Origin of the sequence: Salipaludibacillus sp. CF4.18 (assembly GCF_051262595.1) — a bacterium.
Taxonomy (GTDB): domain Bacteria; phylum Bacillota; class Bacilli; order Bacillales; family Salisediminibacteriaceae; genus Salipaludibacillus; species Salipaludibacillus neizhouensis.
In genome coordinates this window covers 36,447-53,956 of the sequence record NZ_JBIMEV010000031.1, presented here as the reverse complement: position 1 = coordinate 53,956, position 17,510 = coordinate 36,447, and the positions used below count along the sequence as shown (strand labels likewise).

The 17,510-nt window shown below is 39.5% G+C and carries 18 protein-coding genes and 1 other annotated feature; all 18 genes read left to right on the top strand.

The window, feature by feature from the left end:
- Positions 1-446: 446 nt before the first annotated feature.
- A complete protein-coding gene (locus ACHABW_RS16965) occupies positions 447-920 on the top strand; it encodes a CtsR family transcriptional regulator (protein WP_110938017.1) in 474 nt (157 codons plus the stop codon).
- A gap of 18 nt (positions 921-938) precedes the next feature.
- A complete protein-coding gene (locus tag ACHABW_RS16960; RefSeq protein ID WP_435756901.1) occupies positions 939-1,481 on the top strand; it encodes a UvrB/UvrC motif-containing protein in 543 nt (180 codons plus the stop codon).
- A 2-nt stretch (positions 1,482-1,483) separates the two neighbouring features.
- Positions 1,484-2,554: a protein arginine kinase gene (locus ACHABW_RS16955; protein ID WP_110938015.1), complete on the top strand. Its 1,071-nt coding sequence runs from the start codon at positions 1,484-1,486 to the stop codon at positions 2,552-2,554.
- 22 nt (positions 2,555-2,576) lie between these two features.
- Entirely contained in the window at positions 2,577-5,045 is a 2,469-nt protein-coding gene (gene clpC, locus ACHABW_RS16950) for an ATP-dependent protease ATP-binding subunit ClpC (RefSeq protein WP_110938014.1), read from the top strand.
- A 182-nt stretch (positions 5,046-5,227) separates the two neighbouring features.
- The gene (radA, locus tag ACHABW_RS16945; RefSeq protein WP_435756898.1) at positions 5,228-6,634 is read left to right on the top strand and encodes a DNA repair protein RadA; all 1,407 of its coding nucleotides are present in this window, start codon (positions 5,228-5,230) and stop codon (positions 6,632-6,634) included.
- Positions 6,609-7,691 carry a DNA integrity scanning diadenylate cyclase DisA gene (gene disA / locus ACHABW_RS16940; protein ID WP_435756896.1) on the top strand — a complete coding sequence of 361 codons (1,083 nt, stop codon included), beginning with the start codon at positions 6,609-6,611 and terminating at the stop codon, positions 7,689-7,691. Before radA ends, disA begins: the two co-directional genes overlap by 26 nt.
- A gap of 192 nt (positions 7,692-7,883) precedes the next feature.
- On the top strand, positions 7,884-8,966 hold the full coding sequence (locus ACHABW_RS16935) for a PIN/TRAM domain-containing protein (RefSeq protein ID WP_435756894.1): 1,083 nt from the start codon (positions 7,884-7,886) through the stop codon (positions 8,964-8,966).
- A 205-nt stretch (positions 8,967-9,171) separates the two neighbouring features.
- A complete protein-coding gene (gene ispD, locus ACHABW_RS16930) occupies positions 9,172-9,870 on the top strand; it encodes a 2-C-methyl-D-erythritol 4-phosphate cytidylyltransferase (RefSeq protein ID WP_435756892.1) in 699 nt (232 codons plus the stop codon).
- The gene (ispF, locus tag ACHABW_RS16925) at positions 9,864-10,346 is read left to right on the top strand and encodes a 2-C-methyl-D-erythritol 2,4-cyclodiphosphate synthase (protein WP_435756904.1); all 483 of its coding nucleotides are present in this window, start codon (positions 9,864-9,866) and stop codon (positions 10,344-10,346) included. The genes ispD and ispF overlap by 7 nt, the downstream gene beginning before the upstream one ends.
- Before the next feature lie 156 nt (positions 10,347-10,502).
- On the top strand, positions 10,503-11,957 hold the full coding sequence (gltX, locus tag ACHABW_RS16920) for a glutamate--tRNA ligase (RefSeq protein ID WP_435756890.1): 1,455 nt from the start codon (positions 10,503-10,505) through the stop codon (positions 11,955-11,957).
- 50 nt (positions 11,958-12,007) lie between these two features.
- Positions 12,008-12,242 (top strand) — a binding site (T-box leader).
- A gap of 93 nt (positions 12,243-12,335) precedes the next feature.
- Positions 12,336-13,019, top strand: coding sequence for a serine O-acetyltransferase (gene cysE, locus ACHABW_RS16915; protein WP_435756888.1), 684 nt, complete (start codon positions 12,336-12,338; stop codon positions 13,017-13,019).
- On the top strand, positions 13,016-14,419 hold the full coding sequence (gene cysS, locus ACHABW_RS16910; RefSeq protein WP_110938006.1) for a cysteine--tRNA ligase: 1,404 nt from the start codon (positions 13,016-13,018) through the stop codon (positions 14,417-14,419). The genes cysE and cysS overlap by 4 nt, the downstream gene beginning before the upstream one ends.
- Complete coding sequence (locus tag ACHABW_RS16905; protein ID WP_435756885.1) at positions 14,419-14,832, top strand: Mini-ribonuclease 3; 414 nt, start codon at positions 14,419-14,421, stop codon at positions 14,830-14,832. The genes cysS and ACHABW_RS16905 overlap by 1 nt, the downstream gene beginning before the upstream one ends.
- 1 nt (position 14,833) lies before the next feature.
- A complete protein-coding gene (rlmB, locus tag ACHABW_RS16900) occupies positions 14,834-15,589 on the top strand; it encodes a 23S rRNA (guanosine(2251)-2'-O)-methyltransferase RlmB (RefSeq protein WP_110938004.1) in 756 nt (251 codons plus the stop codon).
- Position 15,590: 1 nt separating this feature from the next.
- The gene (locus ACHABW_RS16895; RefSeq protein WP_110938003.1) at positions 15,591-16,100 is read left to right on the top strand and encodes an NYN domain-containing protein; all 510 of its coding nucleotides are present in this window, start codon (positions 15,591-15,593) and stop codon (positions 16,098-16,100) included.
- A gap of 175 nt (positions 16,101-16,275) precedes the next feature.
- Positions 16,276-16,929, top strand: a complete 654-nt coding sequence (sigH, locus tag ACHABW_RS16890; RefSeq protein WP_407690433.1) for an RNA polymerase sporulation sigma factor SigH — start codon at positions 16,276-16,278, stop codon at positions 16,927-16,929.
- A gap of 141 nt (positions 16,930-17,070) precedes the next feature.
- Positions 17,071-17,226 carry a 50S ribosomal protein L33 gene (gene rpmG / locus ACHABW_RS16885; RefSeq protein ID WP_407690425.1) on the top strand — a complete coding sequence of 52 codons (156 nt, stop codon included), beginning with the start codon at positions 17,071-17,073 and terminating at the stop codon, positions 17,224-17,226.
- 36 nt (positions 17,227-17,262) lie between these two features.
- Complete coding sequence (gene secE / locus ACHABW_RS16880; protein WP_110938801.1) at positions 17,263-17,445, top strand: preprotein translocase subunit SecE; 183 nt, start codon at positions 17,263-17,265, stop codon at positions 17,443-17,445.
- The last annotated feature ends 65 nt before the right edge of the window (positions 17,446-17,510 follow it).

The following is a 17,510-nucleotide window of genomic DNA, read 5'->3' as shown; positions in this document are numbered from 1 at the left end:
ATGTGTTTGTAATCTTGAGGTAGGTGCTACGGCGGTAGCACCTACCAGCGGTACTGGAAGAAAGAAAGGACTTAAAAGCACGTCTAATGTATTCCGTATTATATGAATCAGGATTTAATAAACAGTTTTTTCGACAACCTATTTCAAAACTTGATTAAAATCATGAGATTGAACCTTGGTGTTTAGTGGAATAGATATAAGAAAGGTTTTGGAACGAGAGATACATACATGATGAATATAATTGAGAAAATTGTAGCTAATTTTAGTGCAAAACAATTTGAAATTTAAGTTCAAAATATTTGCTTAGGGAAAAAAAATAGTTATAATAGTATTAAAGTCAAATATAGTCAAAGTCAGATCTTTATTATGAATATTTTAATGAAGTACTGTTTTTTGCATATCATATATAATGGGCATCAACTGTGCAAGGTGAGGAGTGCGATGCGATGAGAAATATTTCTGATCTAATCGAGCATTATCTGAAGGAAGTAATAGCAGGAAATGAGAAAGCTTTAATCGAAGTGAAAAGAAGTGAACTAGCAGAACAATTTGAATGCGTACCATCGCAAATAAATTATGTCATTCGAACGCGTTTTACTGTCGAGAAGGGTTATATCGTGGAAAGTAAGCGCGGTGGTGGTGGTTATATTCGCATCATAAAAGTTCACCACCATAATCAGCTTGCTTTATATGATCAACTAATTGAATTAGTCGGGCAAGGGATTTCCCAAACGGCAGCAATGAATATGATCAAACGATTAGTAGAAGAAGAAGCGATTACAAAAAGAGAAGCAAACCTTATGGTCAGTTGCATGCATAGGGAAGTTATCGCTTTAAAATTACCATATCGGGATGAGTTACGTGCCAACCTTTTAAAAGCAATGCTGGCTACTTTGAAATATGAGGAAAAGAATGAGTAAAGATGAGGAGGGGAATCGATGCTTTGCCAGGAATGTCAATCGAAACAGGCGAGCTTACACTTTACAAAAATAATTAATGGCGAGAAGACTGAATTTCATATTTGTGAGACTTGTGCCAAAGACAAAGGGGATTATATCCCTGGATCAAATAGCTTTTCTATTCATCAATTACTATCTGGACTACTGGATACGGAGCAGCCTTTTTCTACGACAAAAGAAAGTCCTTCCTTAAAGAGTCAGCGGGAAGAACTCACATGTAAAAACTGCGGTTTGACGTACCAGCAGTTTGCGGAGATTGGAAGATTCGGTTGCGCAGAGTGCTATCGAACTTTTGATGAAAAGTTAGACCCTATCTTCAGACGAATTCATGGAGGAAACGCGGAGCATGCGGGTAAAATACCTAAAAGAAAAGGGAAGGATTTGCATGTTCACCGGGAAATAGAGAATCTAAGAAGTACTTTGAAGACCCAAATAGAAAATGAGGAGTTTGAGCAGGCTGCTGAGATAAGAGATAAAATCCGTTCTCTGAAAAATAATTTGCAGGAAAAGGAGGGTGATTGATCATGTCTATCGAATCCTTTATGAACGATGCGATTAGCCCCTGGATGAAAAATGAAGGGCCAGAGTCAGATATTGTGATTAGCAGTAGAGTTAGATTAGCAAGAAACTTACAGCATATACCCTATCCAATTATTGCGAAAGAAAACCAATTAGGAGAAATTATCTCTCAGGTAAAGGAGAAATATGCTGGTCAAAACCATATAAAGTTTGGAGTGTTGGAATTACTCCAGATGAATGAATTAAAAGAAAATGAAAAACGTGTGTTAGTGGAAAAACATTTAATCAGTCCTAACCTTTCTAGAGAAACAAAAGCAGGCGCTGTTTTATTAAGCGAGGATGAGTCATTAAGTATTATGGTTAATGAGGAAGATCACTTTCGTATTCAATGTTTGCTCTCCGGGTTTCAACTTGATGAGTCATTGAGATACGCCAACGATATGGATGACTGGATGGAAGAAAAACTTGATTTTGCCTTTGATGAGAAACGTGGATACTTAACAAGTTGCCCTACAAATGTGGGAACAGGCCTTCGATCCTCGGTCATGATGCATTTACCGGCTTTAGTTTTAACAAAGAAGTTTAATCGAATTTTACCAGCAATTAATCAACTTGGCCTTGTTGTGAGAGGGATTTACGGCGAAGGTAGTGAGGCTCAGGGAAATTTATTTCAGATTTCAAACCAGACTACTTTAGGAAAAAAGGAACAGGATATTGTAGAGGATTTGCGGAGTGTTGTGAGTCAGTTGATCCAACATGAGCGTGCGGCCAGAGAATCACTTCTTCAGCAATCACAAATTTTATTGGAAGATCGTATTTACCGCTCATATGGTATTTTGGCTTATAGCCGCAGGATTGAATCTAAAGAAGCAATGAAGAGATTGTCCGATGTAAGATTGGGAATTGATATGGGTTTAATTAAAGACGTAAAAGGAAATATTTTAAATGAACTCATGATTTTAACTCAACCTGGATTTTTACAGCAGTATGCAGGTGAGGCGTTATTGTCAGAAGATCGGGATCAACGAAGAGCAGCGCTTATTAGAGAGCGATTAAAACTAGAATTAGCAGATTGATTATATCACGGAGGTGCAGCATATGATGTTCGGGAGATTTACAGAGAGAGCTCAAAAAGTATTAGCATTAGCCCAAGAAGAAGCAAGTAGATTAGGGCACAGTAATATAGGGACAGAACATATTTTGTTAGGTTTAGTTAGTGAAGGTGAAGGAATTGCAGCAAAGGCATTAACGGCTTTGGGCTTAGGTGCTGAAAAAATTCAAACAGAAGTAGAAAATCTTATAGGGCGTGGAGAAGAAACTACAAAGCAAGTTCACTACACTCCAAGAGCTAAAAAGGTAATTGAATTATCTATGGATGAAGCCAGAAAGCTTGGTCACTCATATGTTGGAACAGAGCATATTCTATTGGGCTTAATTCGTGAAGGAGAAGGCGTAGCTGCACGAGTTTTGAATAACCTTGGCGTAAGTTTAAATAAAGCAAGACAGCAAGTGCTTCACCTTTTAGGAAGTAGTGAGTCAGCGAACAGCCAGCAACAATCTTCTTCAGGAGCAGGTTCATCAAATGTTAATACACCAACACTTGATGGCTTAGCAAGAGACTTAACGGCCATTGCGAAAGAAGATCAAATTGATCCGGTGATCGGAAGGGCTAAGGAAATTGAACGTGTGATTCAAGTGTTGAGTCGACGTACTAAAAACAACCCCGTTTTAATTGGGGAGCCAGGTGTAGGTAAGACGGCGATTGCGGAAGGACTTGCACAGCAAATTGTAGATAACGAGGTTCCTGAAACACTTCGCGGTAAACGCGTAATGACATTAGACATGGGAACGGTCGTTGCGGGGACAAAATACCGCGGTGAATTTGAAGATCGTTTAAAGAAAGTGATGGAAGAAATCCGTCAAGCCGGGAACGTTATCTTATTCATCGACGAATTGCATACATTAATTGGTGCAGGTGGAGCAGAAGGAGCAATTGATGCTTCTAATATTTTGAAGCCATCCCTTGCAAGAGGAGAACTTCAATGTATCGGTGCTACTACGATTGATGAATACCGTAAATATATTGAAAAAGATGCTGCACTTGAACGTCGATTCCAGCCAATCCAAGTGGATGAGCCGACACCTGAGCAGTCTATTCAAATACTTAGTGGTTTACGTGATCGTTACGAGGCTCATCACCGAGTAACAATTACGGATGAAGCGATTGAGGCTGCTGTTCAAATGTCCGATCGTTATATTGCGGACCGATTCCTTCCGGATAAGGCAATTGATTTAATTGATGAAGCTGGCTCGAAAGTTCGTTTGCGTTCTTATACCGCACCACCGAATTTAAAAGAGAAAGAACAAACTCTTGATGAACTTCGCAAAGAAAAGGATGCAGCAGTGCAAAGCCAGGAATTTGAGAAGGCAGCATCTTTAAGAGATAAAGAACAAAAGCAGCGAGAAGAACTTGAAACTCTAAAAAATGAGTGGAAAGAAAAGCAAGGACAAGAAAATTCAGAAGTAACAAAAGAAGATATTGCATCTGTAGTATCCATTTGGACAGGAGTTCCTGTTAACAAGTTAGCAGAGGAAGAAACTGAACGCCTTCTGCGCATGGAAGAGATCTTGCATAATCGTGTAATTGGTCAAGATGAGGCAGTGACTGCTGTTTCAAAAGCCGTTCGTCGTGCAAGAGCGGGTTTAAAGGATCCGAAACGTCCAATTGGATCGTTTATATTCCTAGGACCTACTGGTGTAGGTAAAACAGAACTTGCAAGAGCGGTTGCGGAATCACTATTTGGTGATGAAGATGCGATCCTTCGTATAGACATGTCGGAATATATGGAGAAGCATTCGACTAGCAGATTAGTTGGAGCCCCTCCAGGTTATGTCGGTCATGAAGAAGGTGGACAGCTGACAGAAAAAGTTCGCCGCAAGCCTTACTCTGTTATTTTGTTAGATGAGATAGAAAAAGCTCACCCGGAAGTATTCAATATTCTTCTTCAAGTGCTTGAAGACGGATTCTTAACAGATTCAAAAGGACGTCGTGTGGATTTTAGAAATACTGCAATTATCATGACTTCTAACGTGGGGGCTAGTACACTTAAACGATCTAGCCTTGGTTTTACTGCTCAACAAGAAGGCGCAGAGTACAAGGATATGAAGGGAAAGGTAATGGAAGAATTGAAGAAAAGCTTCCGGCCTGAATTCCTGAACCGTATCGATGAGATTATCGTGTTCCATTCCTTACAGAAATCTCATATTCAACAGATTGTCACACTTATGGCAAATCAATTGACCAAGCGATTAAAAGAGCAAGGAATTGGATTCGATCTTTCAGAAGAAGCGAAAACGAAAATCGCTGATGAAGGTTTTGATCCTGAATATGGAGCAAGACCATTACGTCGCGCTCTGCAAAAACAAGTAGAAGACCGGTTATCCGAAGAACTTCTTCGAGGAAATATTTCCAAAGGTGAATCCGTTAAGTTGGAACTAAAAGACGGAGAATATGTTGTTACCTCCCAAGGTAAACTTGAACCAGAACCAGAACCAGAAAAAAAATAAGAATTGAAACGGGAGAAGTCGCTTATTGAGGCTTCTCCCTTTTACATCTTTGAAACAAGCTCTAAAAGAAGATTCTTGTTATAATGAGGAAGAAAAGGTTGTTTGACAAGGTAAAAGGACATAGATTTTAATAAAGATACGTTCGGAAATCTGAAAATTCATCATGTAAAGGAGACAGCCAGATGGCAAAAAGAAAAACAAAATTTGTATGCCAGGACTGCGGGTATGAATCAGCAAAATGGATGGGGAAATGCCCTGGATGTCAAAGTTGGAACAGCCTTGTAGAAGAGGTGGAGGCTGAACCTACAGCGAGAAAAAGAGGGTTTGGTTCGGCAACCGCAACGAGGATAACGAAACCGCAGCCGATTACAAAAATTGAACGTACAGATGAAGCAAGAATAAGCACGCATATCAATGAACTTAACAGAGTGCTAGGCGGAGGGATTGTACCTGGCTCACTTGTATTAGTTGGTGGGGACCCGGGGATTGGAAAGTCCACCTTACTTTTACAACTTTCGGCAACATTATCTGAGCGGAACGAGCGTGTTCTCTATATTTCCGGAGAGGAATCGGTGAAACAAACAAAACTCCGTGCCGATCGTTTAGGAATTGGGAATGATAATCTGTTTGTACTAGCTGAAACGGATGTAGAACATATTGAAAAAGTAATCGAAGAAATGAACCCTTCTCTTGTCATTATTGACTCTATTCAAACCGTTTATCTGGATGGTGTGACAAGTGCTCCAGGAAGTGTAACGCAAGTGCGTGAATCAACGTCAGCCTTTATGCGAATTGCAAAAACAACAGGTATTGCGATATTCCTGGTAGGTCACGTGACAAAACAAGGTTCTATTGCAGGACCGAGAATTCTTGAACATATGGTCGATTGTGTTCTTTACTTTGAGGGGGACCGTCATCATAGTTATCGCATATTAAGAGCTGTGAAGAACCGCTTTGGTTCCACAAACGAGATCGGTATTTTTGAAATGAAAGAGTTAGGTTTAGAAGAGGTGTTGAACCCCTCCGAAATATTTCTTGAAGAAAGATCCTCAGGAGCTGCAGGCTCAGCAGTTGTTGCCTCCATGGAAGGTACTCGCACAGTCTTAGTGGAAATCCAATCACTTATATCTCCAACAAGCTTTGGGAATCCTAGAAGAATGGCTACTGGTATCGATCACAATCGGATATCCTTAATTATGGCTGTATTAGAAAAAAGAGTAGGTATGATGCTCCAGAATCATGACGCTTATGTAAAAGTAGCGGGGGGAGTTCGTTTAGATGAACCGTCGATCGATCTTGCTATAGCCGTATCGATAGCTTCTAGTTTTCGTGATTCACCTACAGCACCGGCAGATGTGATCATTGGAGAAGTGGGATTAACAGGAGAAGTCCGGCGTGTGTCTCGAGTAGAACAACGTGTGCAGGAAGCTTTAAAATTAGGGTTTAAGCGCGTCATTATTCCTAAAAAGTGCCTTGGAGGCTGGAAAATACCTGATGGTATTGAAGTCATAGGTATTAACAGTGTAAATGAAGCACTAAATCTAACGTTAGGGGGAGTTTCAAGTGGATCACCAACGTTTGAATTATGATTCAAGTTTTATAAATAATGTCTTGAGACTCGTGGCGCCCGGAACAGCGTTGAGAGAAGGTATTGATAACGTTCTTCGGGCAAAAACAGGAGGACTAATTGTTCTAGGTTACAATAATGAGATGACGAGGCTTGTTGATGGCGGGTTCTTTATTAATAGTGACTTTTCACCTGCCTATTTATATGAGTTAGCTAAAATGGACGGGGCGATTATATTAAGTGAGGATGCGGGCAGAATTCTTTACGCGAACACGCAGCTCGTTCCAGATAATATGATCGAATCGACAGAAACAGGAATACGCCATCGAACTGCTCAACGTGTAGCCAGACAAACAGCAAACCTGGTGATTTCTATTTCACAAAGACGAAATGTGATCACGTTATATCAGGGAGAGTACCGATATGCATTAAAAGATATTGGTGTTATCTTAACGAAGGCCAATCAGGCTATTCAAACTTTGGAAAAGTACAAATCAGTCCTGGATCAAAGTATTACCAATTTAGGCGCACTCGAGTTTGAGGAATTAGTTACTTTCCAAGAGGTTTCTCAAGTCATGCACCGAATTGAAATGGTCCTTAGAATTAAGAGTGAGATCTTAAACTACGTCAATGAACTTGGGAATGAAGGAAGACTTATTTCGATGCAGTTGGAAGAACTCGTTATGAATACTGAAAAAGAAGCGATACTTCTGATCAAGGATTATATGAAAGAAGGAAAGCATACCGCGGAAGATATATTGAAAAAGTTGACAAAGCTTTCTAATGATGAATTACTTGAGGATCAAGTAATTGTAAAATTGTTAGGTTACGGAAAAAATCTAAATTTATCCGATCACTCCATCTGTCCAAGAGGGTATCGCATTTTAAATAAAATACCTAGAATACCTCCGTTGGTGGTAGAGAATCTTGTTGATCGATACAAAGATCTACCTAAAATTATGCGAGCGACCATTGAGGAATTGGATGAAGTGGATGGGATTGGCACGGCAAGAGCAAAGAAAATAAAAGAGGGTTTAAGAAGAATTCAGGAGCAGTTTTTTGTGGATCGACACATCTAATATTGGCTTGTCAAAAATAAACAAGTGTTGACGTAAGAACTAAATAACGATATAATTGCTAGTTTACTTTTATTGACAATTAAGTAAGCCGGTGATAAAGTGTTACTATGAATTTAGTGTTTTTTTGTAATTTTAATGTTTTATGTTTGGAAAAATTTCTATTGTCTATAATAAGTATAGGAGGTGAAGTATATGCTTCATAAAATTGTACAAATAGTGATTCTATTTATCGGTGGAACAGTCGGATACATTTTTATGCCTGAATTATTCCAGGTTATTGATGTAGACTCCATACCAAATTGGTTGGCAAACGCTTATACTGGCGCGATTTTAGGTGCACTTATATTATTCTTAATACTTTATTGGTTTGTTGACAGTATTGTTAACTTTATCCGGCTAATAGAGGAAACTCTTCTTAAGTTCCCGATAACAGATCTTTTGTTTGGAACAATGGGATTAGTGGTAGGTTTAATGCTTGCATTTGTAATTTCGTGGGCATTTAATCAAGTAGAAATCCCCATTTTGAGCTCTATCCTTCCAGTATTGATTACTTTATTATTTGGTTATCTGGGTTTTCAGGTTGGGTTTCAAAAGCGTGACGAGTTATTGGGTTTATTCCCTAGGGGGGGATCCAAAAAGAATCCTGAAATCGAAGGAAATGATCATAGTAAACTTAAAATCTTAGATACAAGTGTTATTATTGATGGTCGAGTTGCGGATATATGTCAGACAGGATTTATTGAAGGTACGCTTATTATTCCAGAGTTCGTACTAGAAGAATTGCAGCATATCGCTGATTCATCCGATGTATTAAAACGTAATCGCGGAAGAAGAGGACTCGATATTCTAAACAAAATTCAAAAAGAACTTGATGTGAATGTGGAGATTTATGAAGGTGATTTTGAGGAAATACAAGAAGTAGATAGTAAGCTTGTTAAATTAGCTAAGCTTATGAACGGATATGTTGTAACAAATGATTTCAATTTAAATAAAGTTTGCGATCTTCAAGGGGTAGCTGTTTTGAACATCAATGATTTAGCAAATGCTGTAAAACCTGTTGTTTTACCCGGGGAAGAAATGGGTGTACAGGTAATCAAAGATGGAAAAGAACAGAATCAAGGCATCGCATATTTAGACGATGGGACAATGATTGTTGTGGAAGAAGGACGAAATTATATTGGTAAAAATATAGAAGTAGTCGTTACTAGTGTATTACAAACATCGGCAGGTAGAATGATATTTGCCCGTCCGAAACTAATGGAAAAAGCGCTATAAATTTTTAGAAAACCTTTCGAAAAATAATTGTTTACGTTTAAACTGATGCAATAAACCTGGACGCTTTCTGCTCTTTAAGAGTATTTGCATGTATTACTTGCAAACTAGTGAGGTTTATTGCATTTTTTTGACTACAGACTTGCTATAAAGCTAATCTGCATGCGAGAATAAACATAGAAGTAAGTTTTAAAAAGGAATGGTACCGATGAAAAACTATCATGTTGTAATTCCTGCAGCTGGGCAAGGGAAGCGAATGAAGACGGGAAGAAACAAGCAATTTTTATTAATCGATCATATTCCCCTTCTCGTTCACACACTTCGTGTGTTTGAGGAGGATCTTCTATGTTCGGAGATCGTTCTAGTAGTAAATCAAGAAGAAATAGCTATGATGAAAGACTTGATGAAAGAATACAGTATTGCTAAAGTGAGCCATTTCGTTGTTGGAGGAAAGGAACGACAAAACAGTGTCCATGAAGGCTTAAAAGTTCTGTCCGGAAACCCGGTCGTATTAATACACGATGGAGCGCGTCCATTTATCCGAATCCAAGTGATCAAAGAGTTGGTTGCTAGTGTAGAAGAAACAGGCGCAGCCATTGTTGGTGTCCCGGTGAAAGACACGATAAAACAAGTGAACGGAACTCTTGTAGAGAAGACGGTGGAACGCAACCATTTATGGTCAATACAGACCCCACAAGCTTTTTACTTAAAAAATATTCTTCAGGCACACGAAACAGCCGTGAAACAAGGTTACATAGGGACAGATGATGCAAGTTTAATGGAATACATGAACCAGCCGGTTTCGATTATTGAAGGCGGATATGATAATTTCAAAGTAACCACTCCCGAAGATCTGCTTTTCGCAGAAGCAATCATTCAAAAACGAAAGGGTGAAAAGGAATCATGAGAATTGGACAAGGTTTTGACGTTCATCAATTAGTAGAAGGAAGACCTTTAATACTAGGTGGAATTACCATTCCGCATCCCAAAGGTTTATTAGGACATTCTGATGCAGATGTGCTGCTACATACGATTGCCGATGCCTGTTTAGGAGCAATTGGAGAGGGAGACATAGGTAAACACTTCCCGGATACAGATGAAGCATTCAAAGATGCAGATTCTGCAAAACTATTAGAGCACGTGTGGCAAATTGTTAAAAAGTCAGGTTATAAACTTGGAAATATTGATTGTACAATAATGGCGGAAAAACCAAAGATGACTCCCCACATTCAGAAGATGCGGGAGCGGATTGCTGAATTACTACAAGCGGAGGTTTCGCAAATAAATGTGAAGGCAACAACCACAGAAAAACTCGGTTTTACCGGAAGAGAAGAAGGAATAGCAGCTCAGGCAGTGGTTTTACTTGTGGGAAACAACAAATAAAGAAAGTATCTTTGGAAAACAACTTGATGTTAGAATGTAATTACTGAAGAAAAGGGAAAGACTTGAAAGCTCTTAGCAACATGAAACAAATCTAATTCATTTCACCATTGAACATTTTAATAGAGTAAGTAATATAAGAATGGAAGGTGTCATACTATGAGTCAGGAAATTCGAGTAAGGTTTGCCCCTAGTCCTACGGGCCATTTACATATTGGAGGAGCTAGATCAGCACTCTTTAACTATCTTTTTGCCCGCAATCAAAACGGGAAGTTCATTGTACGGATTGAAGATACAGATCAAGCCAGAAATGTGGACACGGCAATGGAAAAGTTAATGGAAAGTATGAAATGGTTAGGGATAAATTGGGATGAAAGCATCGATATTGGCGGTCCCCATTCCCCTTACCGAAGCATGGAGCGTTTAGACATCTATAAAAAGTTTGTTGATCAGCTTTTAGAAGAAGGCAAGGCTTATCATTGTTACATGACTACAGAAGAGCTTGAGGCAGAGCGTGAAGACCAACGATCTCGTGGAGAAACTCCGAAATATAGTGGGCGTGACCGTAATTTGACTGCTGAACAGAAGCAAGCCTATGAAGCTGAGGGACGGAAACCCGTCGTACGATTCCTTGTGCCGGAGAAAGAAGAAATTCATGTGAATGATGCGGTGCGTGGAGATGTAACCTTTGAGTCCGACGGTGTTGGCGACTTTGTTATTGTTCGCCAGGACGGCATACCTACGTATAACTTTGCAGTAGTAATTGATGACCACTTGATGGAAATTTCCCATGTTATTCGTGGAGAAGAACATTTATCGAATGCTCCACGACAAGTCTTGCTTTTTCAAGCATTTGGATGGACGCCTCCGGAGTTTGCTCATGCTTCGTTAATCTTGAATGAAGACAAGCAAAAAATGAGTAAGCGTGATGAATCCATTATTCAGTTTGTCGAACAATATAGAGATCTCGGCTATTTACCAGAGGCAATCGTGAATTTCATTGCCTTATTAGGCTGGTCTCCAGGCGGAGAAGAAGAAATCCTGTCCATCGATGAACTAGCTGAACAATTTTCATTAGACAGAGTGATTAAAGCACCAGCTGTGTTTGACACACAGAAGCTAGCGTGGATGAATAACCAATACATGAAAGAAGCAGCGGAGGACAGAGTAGTAGCGCTTGCTCTTCCTCATCTTATTCAAGCAGGACGATTACCAAAAGATATGTCCGAAGCTCAAACGCAGTGGGCGCATGACTTAATTATCCTCCATCAGGAGAAAATGAGTTATGGAGCGGAAATTGTTGAGTTAACAGAGTTGTTCTTCCGTGCAGAAATCGATTATAATGAAGAAGCAAAGGAAATTCTTGCAGAGGAACAAGTTCCGGAAGTTATTGCTGCATTAAAAACAAAACTAAATGATTTGGAAGAATTCACTGCAGAACATGTAAAAAAAGCCATTAAAGCAGTACAAAAGGAAACGGGCCATAAAGGGAAAAAGTTATTTATGCCTGTTCGAGTTGCTGCAACTGGTCAAATGCATGGACCGGATTTACCTCAAGCTATTGCTTTATTAGGGAAAGCTGTTGTAAACCAAAGATTAGCCAAATTACTCTAAATGTGTTTCTTTTAATAGAGAGTCAATGACTAAATTTCATTATTTTTATAGTTAAATCGCTGAAGAGGAAAAGTAAAAAGGATGTGTCATCTTATTAGAGAGAGTCACCGTGGCTGAAAGTGACTTAAGATAATCTCCTTTCGAATGCCCCTCTGAGTCCTATTTCCAAACGGATAACTTTCCAAAGTAGTTTTAGGCGGGTGAAAGACCGTTATCTTTCAGAGTGGAGCACTTTGTTTTTTTGTGCTCAAACAGAGTGGAACCGCGCCAAAAAGCGTCTCTGTGTCCTATTAGGGCACATAGGCGTTTTTTGGCATTTTTAGAGGTTTTTAAACAATATTCTTCATAAATATTATAAGTAGAAAGGGGGGACCTTTCATGTTTAAGACGCTTAGAAACGATGTTGATGTTGTCTTAGAACAGGATCCTGCAGCAAGAAACAGATTTGAAGTCATGATAAATTATTCTGGAGTCCACGCAATATGGTCTCATCGCTTTGCTCATTGGTTATGGAAAAAGAGGTTATTTTTTATTGCGAGATTTGTTTCCCAAGTAAGCCGATTTTTAACGGGGATTGAAATCCACCCAGGGGCAGTTATTGGCCAGCGATTATTTATAGACCACGGTATGGGAGTGGTCATTGGTGAAACCTGTGAGATCGGCAATGATGTCACTATTTTTCAAGGAGTAACGTTAGGCGGTACAGGGAAAGAAAAAGGAAAACGTCATCCAACCTTAGAGGATAACGTCCTGGTAGCTACAGGTGCTAAAGTGTTAGGCTCTATGCGAATAGGGAAAAACTCTAACATTGGCGCGGGTTCTGTTGTATTAAAAGAGGTCCCGCCAAACTCAACAGTGGTCGGTATTCCAGGCAGAATAGTCGTTCAAGATGGCATAAGAATAGATCATGACCTCAATCACATCAATTTACCGGACCCGGTAGCTGATAAATTTAGATCTTTGGAACAAGAACTTATCCGATTGAAAAGAGAAGTGAAGGAATTGAAAGAAATAAACGAAAGACCAATGGTTACCGAGAGTTCAGGGAGGAAAAATGGATGACGATACAATTATATAATACGTTAACAAGACAAAAAGAGACATTTAAGCCTATGGAAAAGGGCAAAGTAAAAATGTATGTATGTGGACCAACTGTATACAACTATATTCACATTGGTAATGCAAGGCCCGCAGTCGTATTTGATATGGTACGAAGGTACTTTGAGTACAGAGAATACGAAGTGCAGTACATCTCCAACTTTACTGATGTGGATGACAAGATTATCAAAGCTGCCGAAGATATGGGTGAGGATGTTATGGGTATTGCAGAGCGATTTATCGAAGCATATCATCATGATACAGCATCTTTAGGCGTAAAAAAGGCCGATTTGCACCCACGTGTTACAGAATCTATGCCGGAAATCATTTCGTTTATTGAGCAGCTTGTAGAAAAAGGATATGCCTATGAATCTGCTGGGGATGTCTATTTCCGTACACGCAAATTTAATGGTTACGGGAAGTTGTCCCATCAATCAATCGATGATCTTCGGGTAGGTGCAAGAATCCAGGTAGGGGACAAAAAAGAAGATCCATTAGACTTTGTATTATGGAAAGCTGCGAAGACTGGTGAAATCTCCTGGGAGAGTGAGTGGGGAAAAGGAAGGCCAGGCTGGCACATAGAATGCTCGGCGATGGTGAAGAAGTACTTAGGGGAAACAATTGATATTCATGCGGGTGGTCAGGACTTGTCGTTCCCGCACCATGAAAACGAAATTGCTCAATCAGAAGCTTTAAATGAGAAAAAAATGGCTAATTATTGGATTCATAATGGATATATTAACATTGACAATGAAAAAATGTCGAAATCACTGGGAAACTTTGTGCTCGTAAAAGACATCATTCAACAATTTGACCCGGAAGTCGTTCGTTTTTTCATCGTAAATTCGCATTATAGAAGTCCAATTAACTTTAATGATGACCAGCTTAGCAGTGCGAAAAGTAGTTTAGAACGCATTAAGACAACGTACTTCAACCTATCGCACCGTTTATCTGAAACAGTGGGACTTGGTGAGAAGAACGACCGTTGGTTGAAACAAATCACAGAACAAAGAGACCGTTTTACGGAAGCGATGGACGATGATTTTAATAGTGCAAATGCCGTTTCCGCAATGTTTGATTTAGTTAGAGTAAGTAATTCTTATTTGGAAGAAAAACATTCGAATCCGGAAATACTTCAAGCTTTCCTCACTCAATTTGATGATATGGCCTTCGTTTTAGGCATGCAATTAGGAGCGGAGGAGTTACTGGATGGTCAAATTGAAGCATTGATTGAAGAACGTATTCAGGCTAGGAAGGATCGCAATTTTTCTAGAGCCGACGAAATTCGCGATAGTTTAAAAGAGCAAAGTATTATTCTCGAAGATACGCCTCAGGGAACTCGTTGGAAGAGGGGTTCTGAGTGATGAAACTAAAAGAAGTTGTCCACGAACCGGAACAGTTAAATGCCTTAGCCTTAGCGTACATGGGAGACGCCGTACTTGAGACGTATGTTCGCTACAGACTCATCTCTAAAGGGCGAGTGCGGCCAAATAGATTACACAAGGAAGCAACAAGCTATGTTTCGGCCAAAGCGCAGGCAAAGGTGCTTCACATCTTGTTGGAGGAGGGGTTCTTAGCGAAAGAAGAAGTGTCGGTAGCAATGCGTGGCAGAAATGCGAAGTCTGGCACAGTTCCTAAGAATACTGACCATACGACATACCGATACAGTACAGCCTTCGAAGCATTAATTGGTTATTTGTATTTAACGGAAAAACAGGAGCGAATGGATGAAATCGTTTCGATGAGTTTCGATATTTTAGAAAGGGAGGAGGGATAAAATGGCAGAGAACTCAGATTATATAGTAGGAAGAAATCCAGTATTGGAAGCTTTAAAAGGGAATCACCCGATCAACAAGATTTGGATTGCTGAGGGTTCCTTAAAAGGTTCGATGACGAATGTCATTCAAGCGAGCAAAACGAACAAGGTACAAATCCAAAGTGTTCCTAGAAAAAAACTAGATCATATGGTGCCAGACTCGAATCATCAAGGTGTTGTCGCGCAAATTGCAGCCTATGAATATCAGGATATATCGGTACTTTTAGAACGCGCTGCTGAAAGGGGAGAATCCCCCTTCTTGATCATGTTAGATGAGCTGGAAGACCCTCACAATTTAGGATCAATTTTAAGAACGGCAGACGCAGCGGGCGCGCATGGTGTAATCATCCCAAAGCGAAGGGCAGTCGGTTTAACATCGACGGTTGCCAAAGCTTCGGCGGGTGCTATTGAACATGTTCCAGTTGCCCGGGTAACGAATCTGGCGAGGACAATGGACGAGCTTAAAAAAGATGGTATGTGGTTTATCGGTACAGATGCCAAAGGGCAGGATGATTACAAAAAGGTTGAAGTAGATATGCCTTTGTGTCTGGTTATTGGGAGTGAAGGAAAAGGAATGAGCCGTCTCACGAAAGAGAAGTGTGATTTTCTTATTAGAATTCCTCTCATGGGTAAGGTGACATCCTTGAACGCCTCCGTTGCAGCAAGTCTTCTCATGTATGAAGTTTTAAGAAGGCGTCCGACTGCGGAGAACAGGTAGCATGAGAAAAGTATTACTAGTGGATGGCTACAATATTATTGGAGACTGGCCAGAACTTCGAGAATTACAAAAAAAGGATCTTGAAGGTTCGAGGGACATTCTTATTGAAAAAATGGCGGAATATCAAGCATTCACTGGAATAGAAGTAACAATTATCTTTGATGCTCATATGGTTCCTGGCGTTGGTAAAAAATATAGTAATTTTTCTTTAAATGTTATTTATACAAGAGAAAAGGAAACAGCGGACGAACGGATTGAGCGATTAGTCATTGAATGGAAGCGGATAGACACGCAAATCTACGTCGCGACTTCAGATTTCGTAGAGCAACGGGTTATCTTTGCCAGCGGTGCTTTCAGAAAATCTGCACGAGAGTTACGGACAGAAATGCTTCAAATTGAAAAAGGAATTGAAACAGAAGTAAACAATACGAAAAAAGTAAAAGCTAAAACAAAATTACCGATTACTGATGAAATGGCAGAAATTTTTGAAAAATGGCGCAGAGGTAACTGATAACACCTTGACGTTATCGATTTTACCCATGTATAATATTGTTATAATTAGACAATTAAATTAATTCGCAAAATATTCGCAAAAATTTTTCTTTGAACACTTATGAGTGGAGTCATGGGAGTGACTAACTTTTTCGAATGACAGAAAAAGATAGGTCGGAGGGATTGCGGTGGCTTTGAAATTCATCGAGAAGGGAATACTACAAGAGAATTTTCGCCATCTAGACGATGAAAGTCTTGTAGAATACGTACGTGAAGGCGACAGTGCTGCGCTTGAATATTTAATTACTAAGTACAAAAATTTTGTGCGTGCAAAATCGAGATCTTACTTCTTAATCGGAGCAGATCATGAGGACATTGTGCAAGAGGGCATGATCGGCTTGTATAAGGCTATACGTGATTTTCAAGGGGACAAGCTTTCCTCGTTTAAAGCCTTTGCAGAGCTTTGTATTACGAGGCAAATTATAACCGCCATCAAGACAGCAACTAGACAAAAACACATCCCGTTAAATTCCTATGTCTCATTGGACAAGCCCATTTACGATGAAGAGTCAGATCGGACACTTCTTGACGTTATTTGTGGGACCAAGGTGAGCAATCCTGAAGAACTTCTAATCAATCAAGAGGAATTTGACCATATCGAGCTTAAAATGAGTGAAATTCTTAGTGACTTGGAGCGGAAGGTACTCATGCTTTATCTTGACGGCAGGAGTTATCAGGAAATATCCGTCGATCTAAAAAGACATGTGAAATCGATTGATAATGCGCTGCAACGTGTAAAAAGAAAACTCGAACGCTTTGTTGAAATAAAAGACATGAAATTATCTTAAGCAGGGGCGACCCTGTTTTTTTGTATTACGTGTTATGAAATAATTCTCAGACGTCTATGCTGATGATGAACAAGCATTGACACCAAAGGAACCAATGTGATAAATTTTATGGGTATGTATTAAACGTGAAATAAAAGGAGAATGGTCATGTCACATAAAGTGACGCTTGCTTGCGAGTATTGTCATTCAAGGAACTATTCAACAACGAAAACAACTCAAGGTCGGACAGAGCGACTTCAGATAAATAAATATTGTAGCACTTGCGAAAAGCATACAACTCATTCGGAGACGAAGTAGTTACATATATTGGAGGTGGAATAAGTGGCCGACACAATGAAAAAGCCATTAAAGTTTTTGAAAGAAGTTTCAACTGAAATGAAACGAGTATCTTGGCCGAATCGAAAAGAATTAACTCGATATACCATCGTCGTTGTTTTTACAGTAATTTTTATTGCAATTTACTTTGCAATAGCTGATTATGGGATCTCATCCCTTATTCGATTAATTACGGAATAAGTTATGTTAGAAGAAGTTTTATACGAACATCAAGTAATGATTCGGAAATGAATTTGGTTATCATC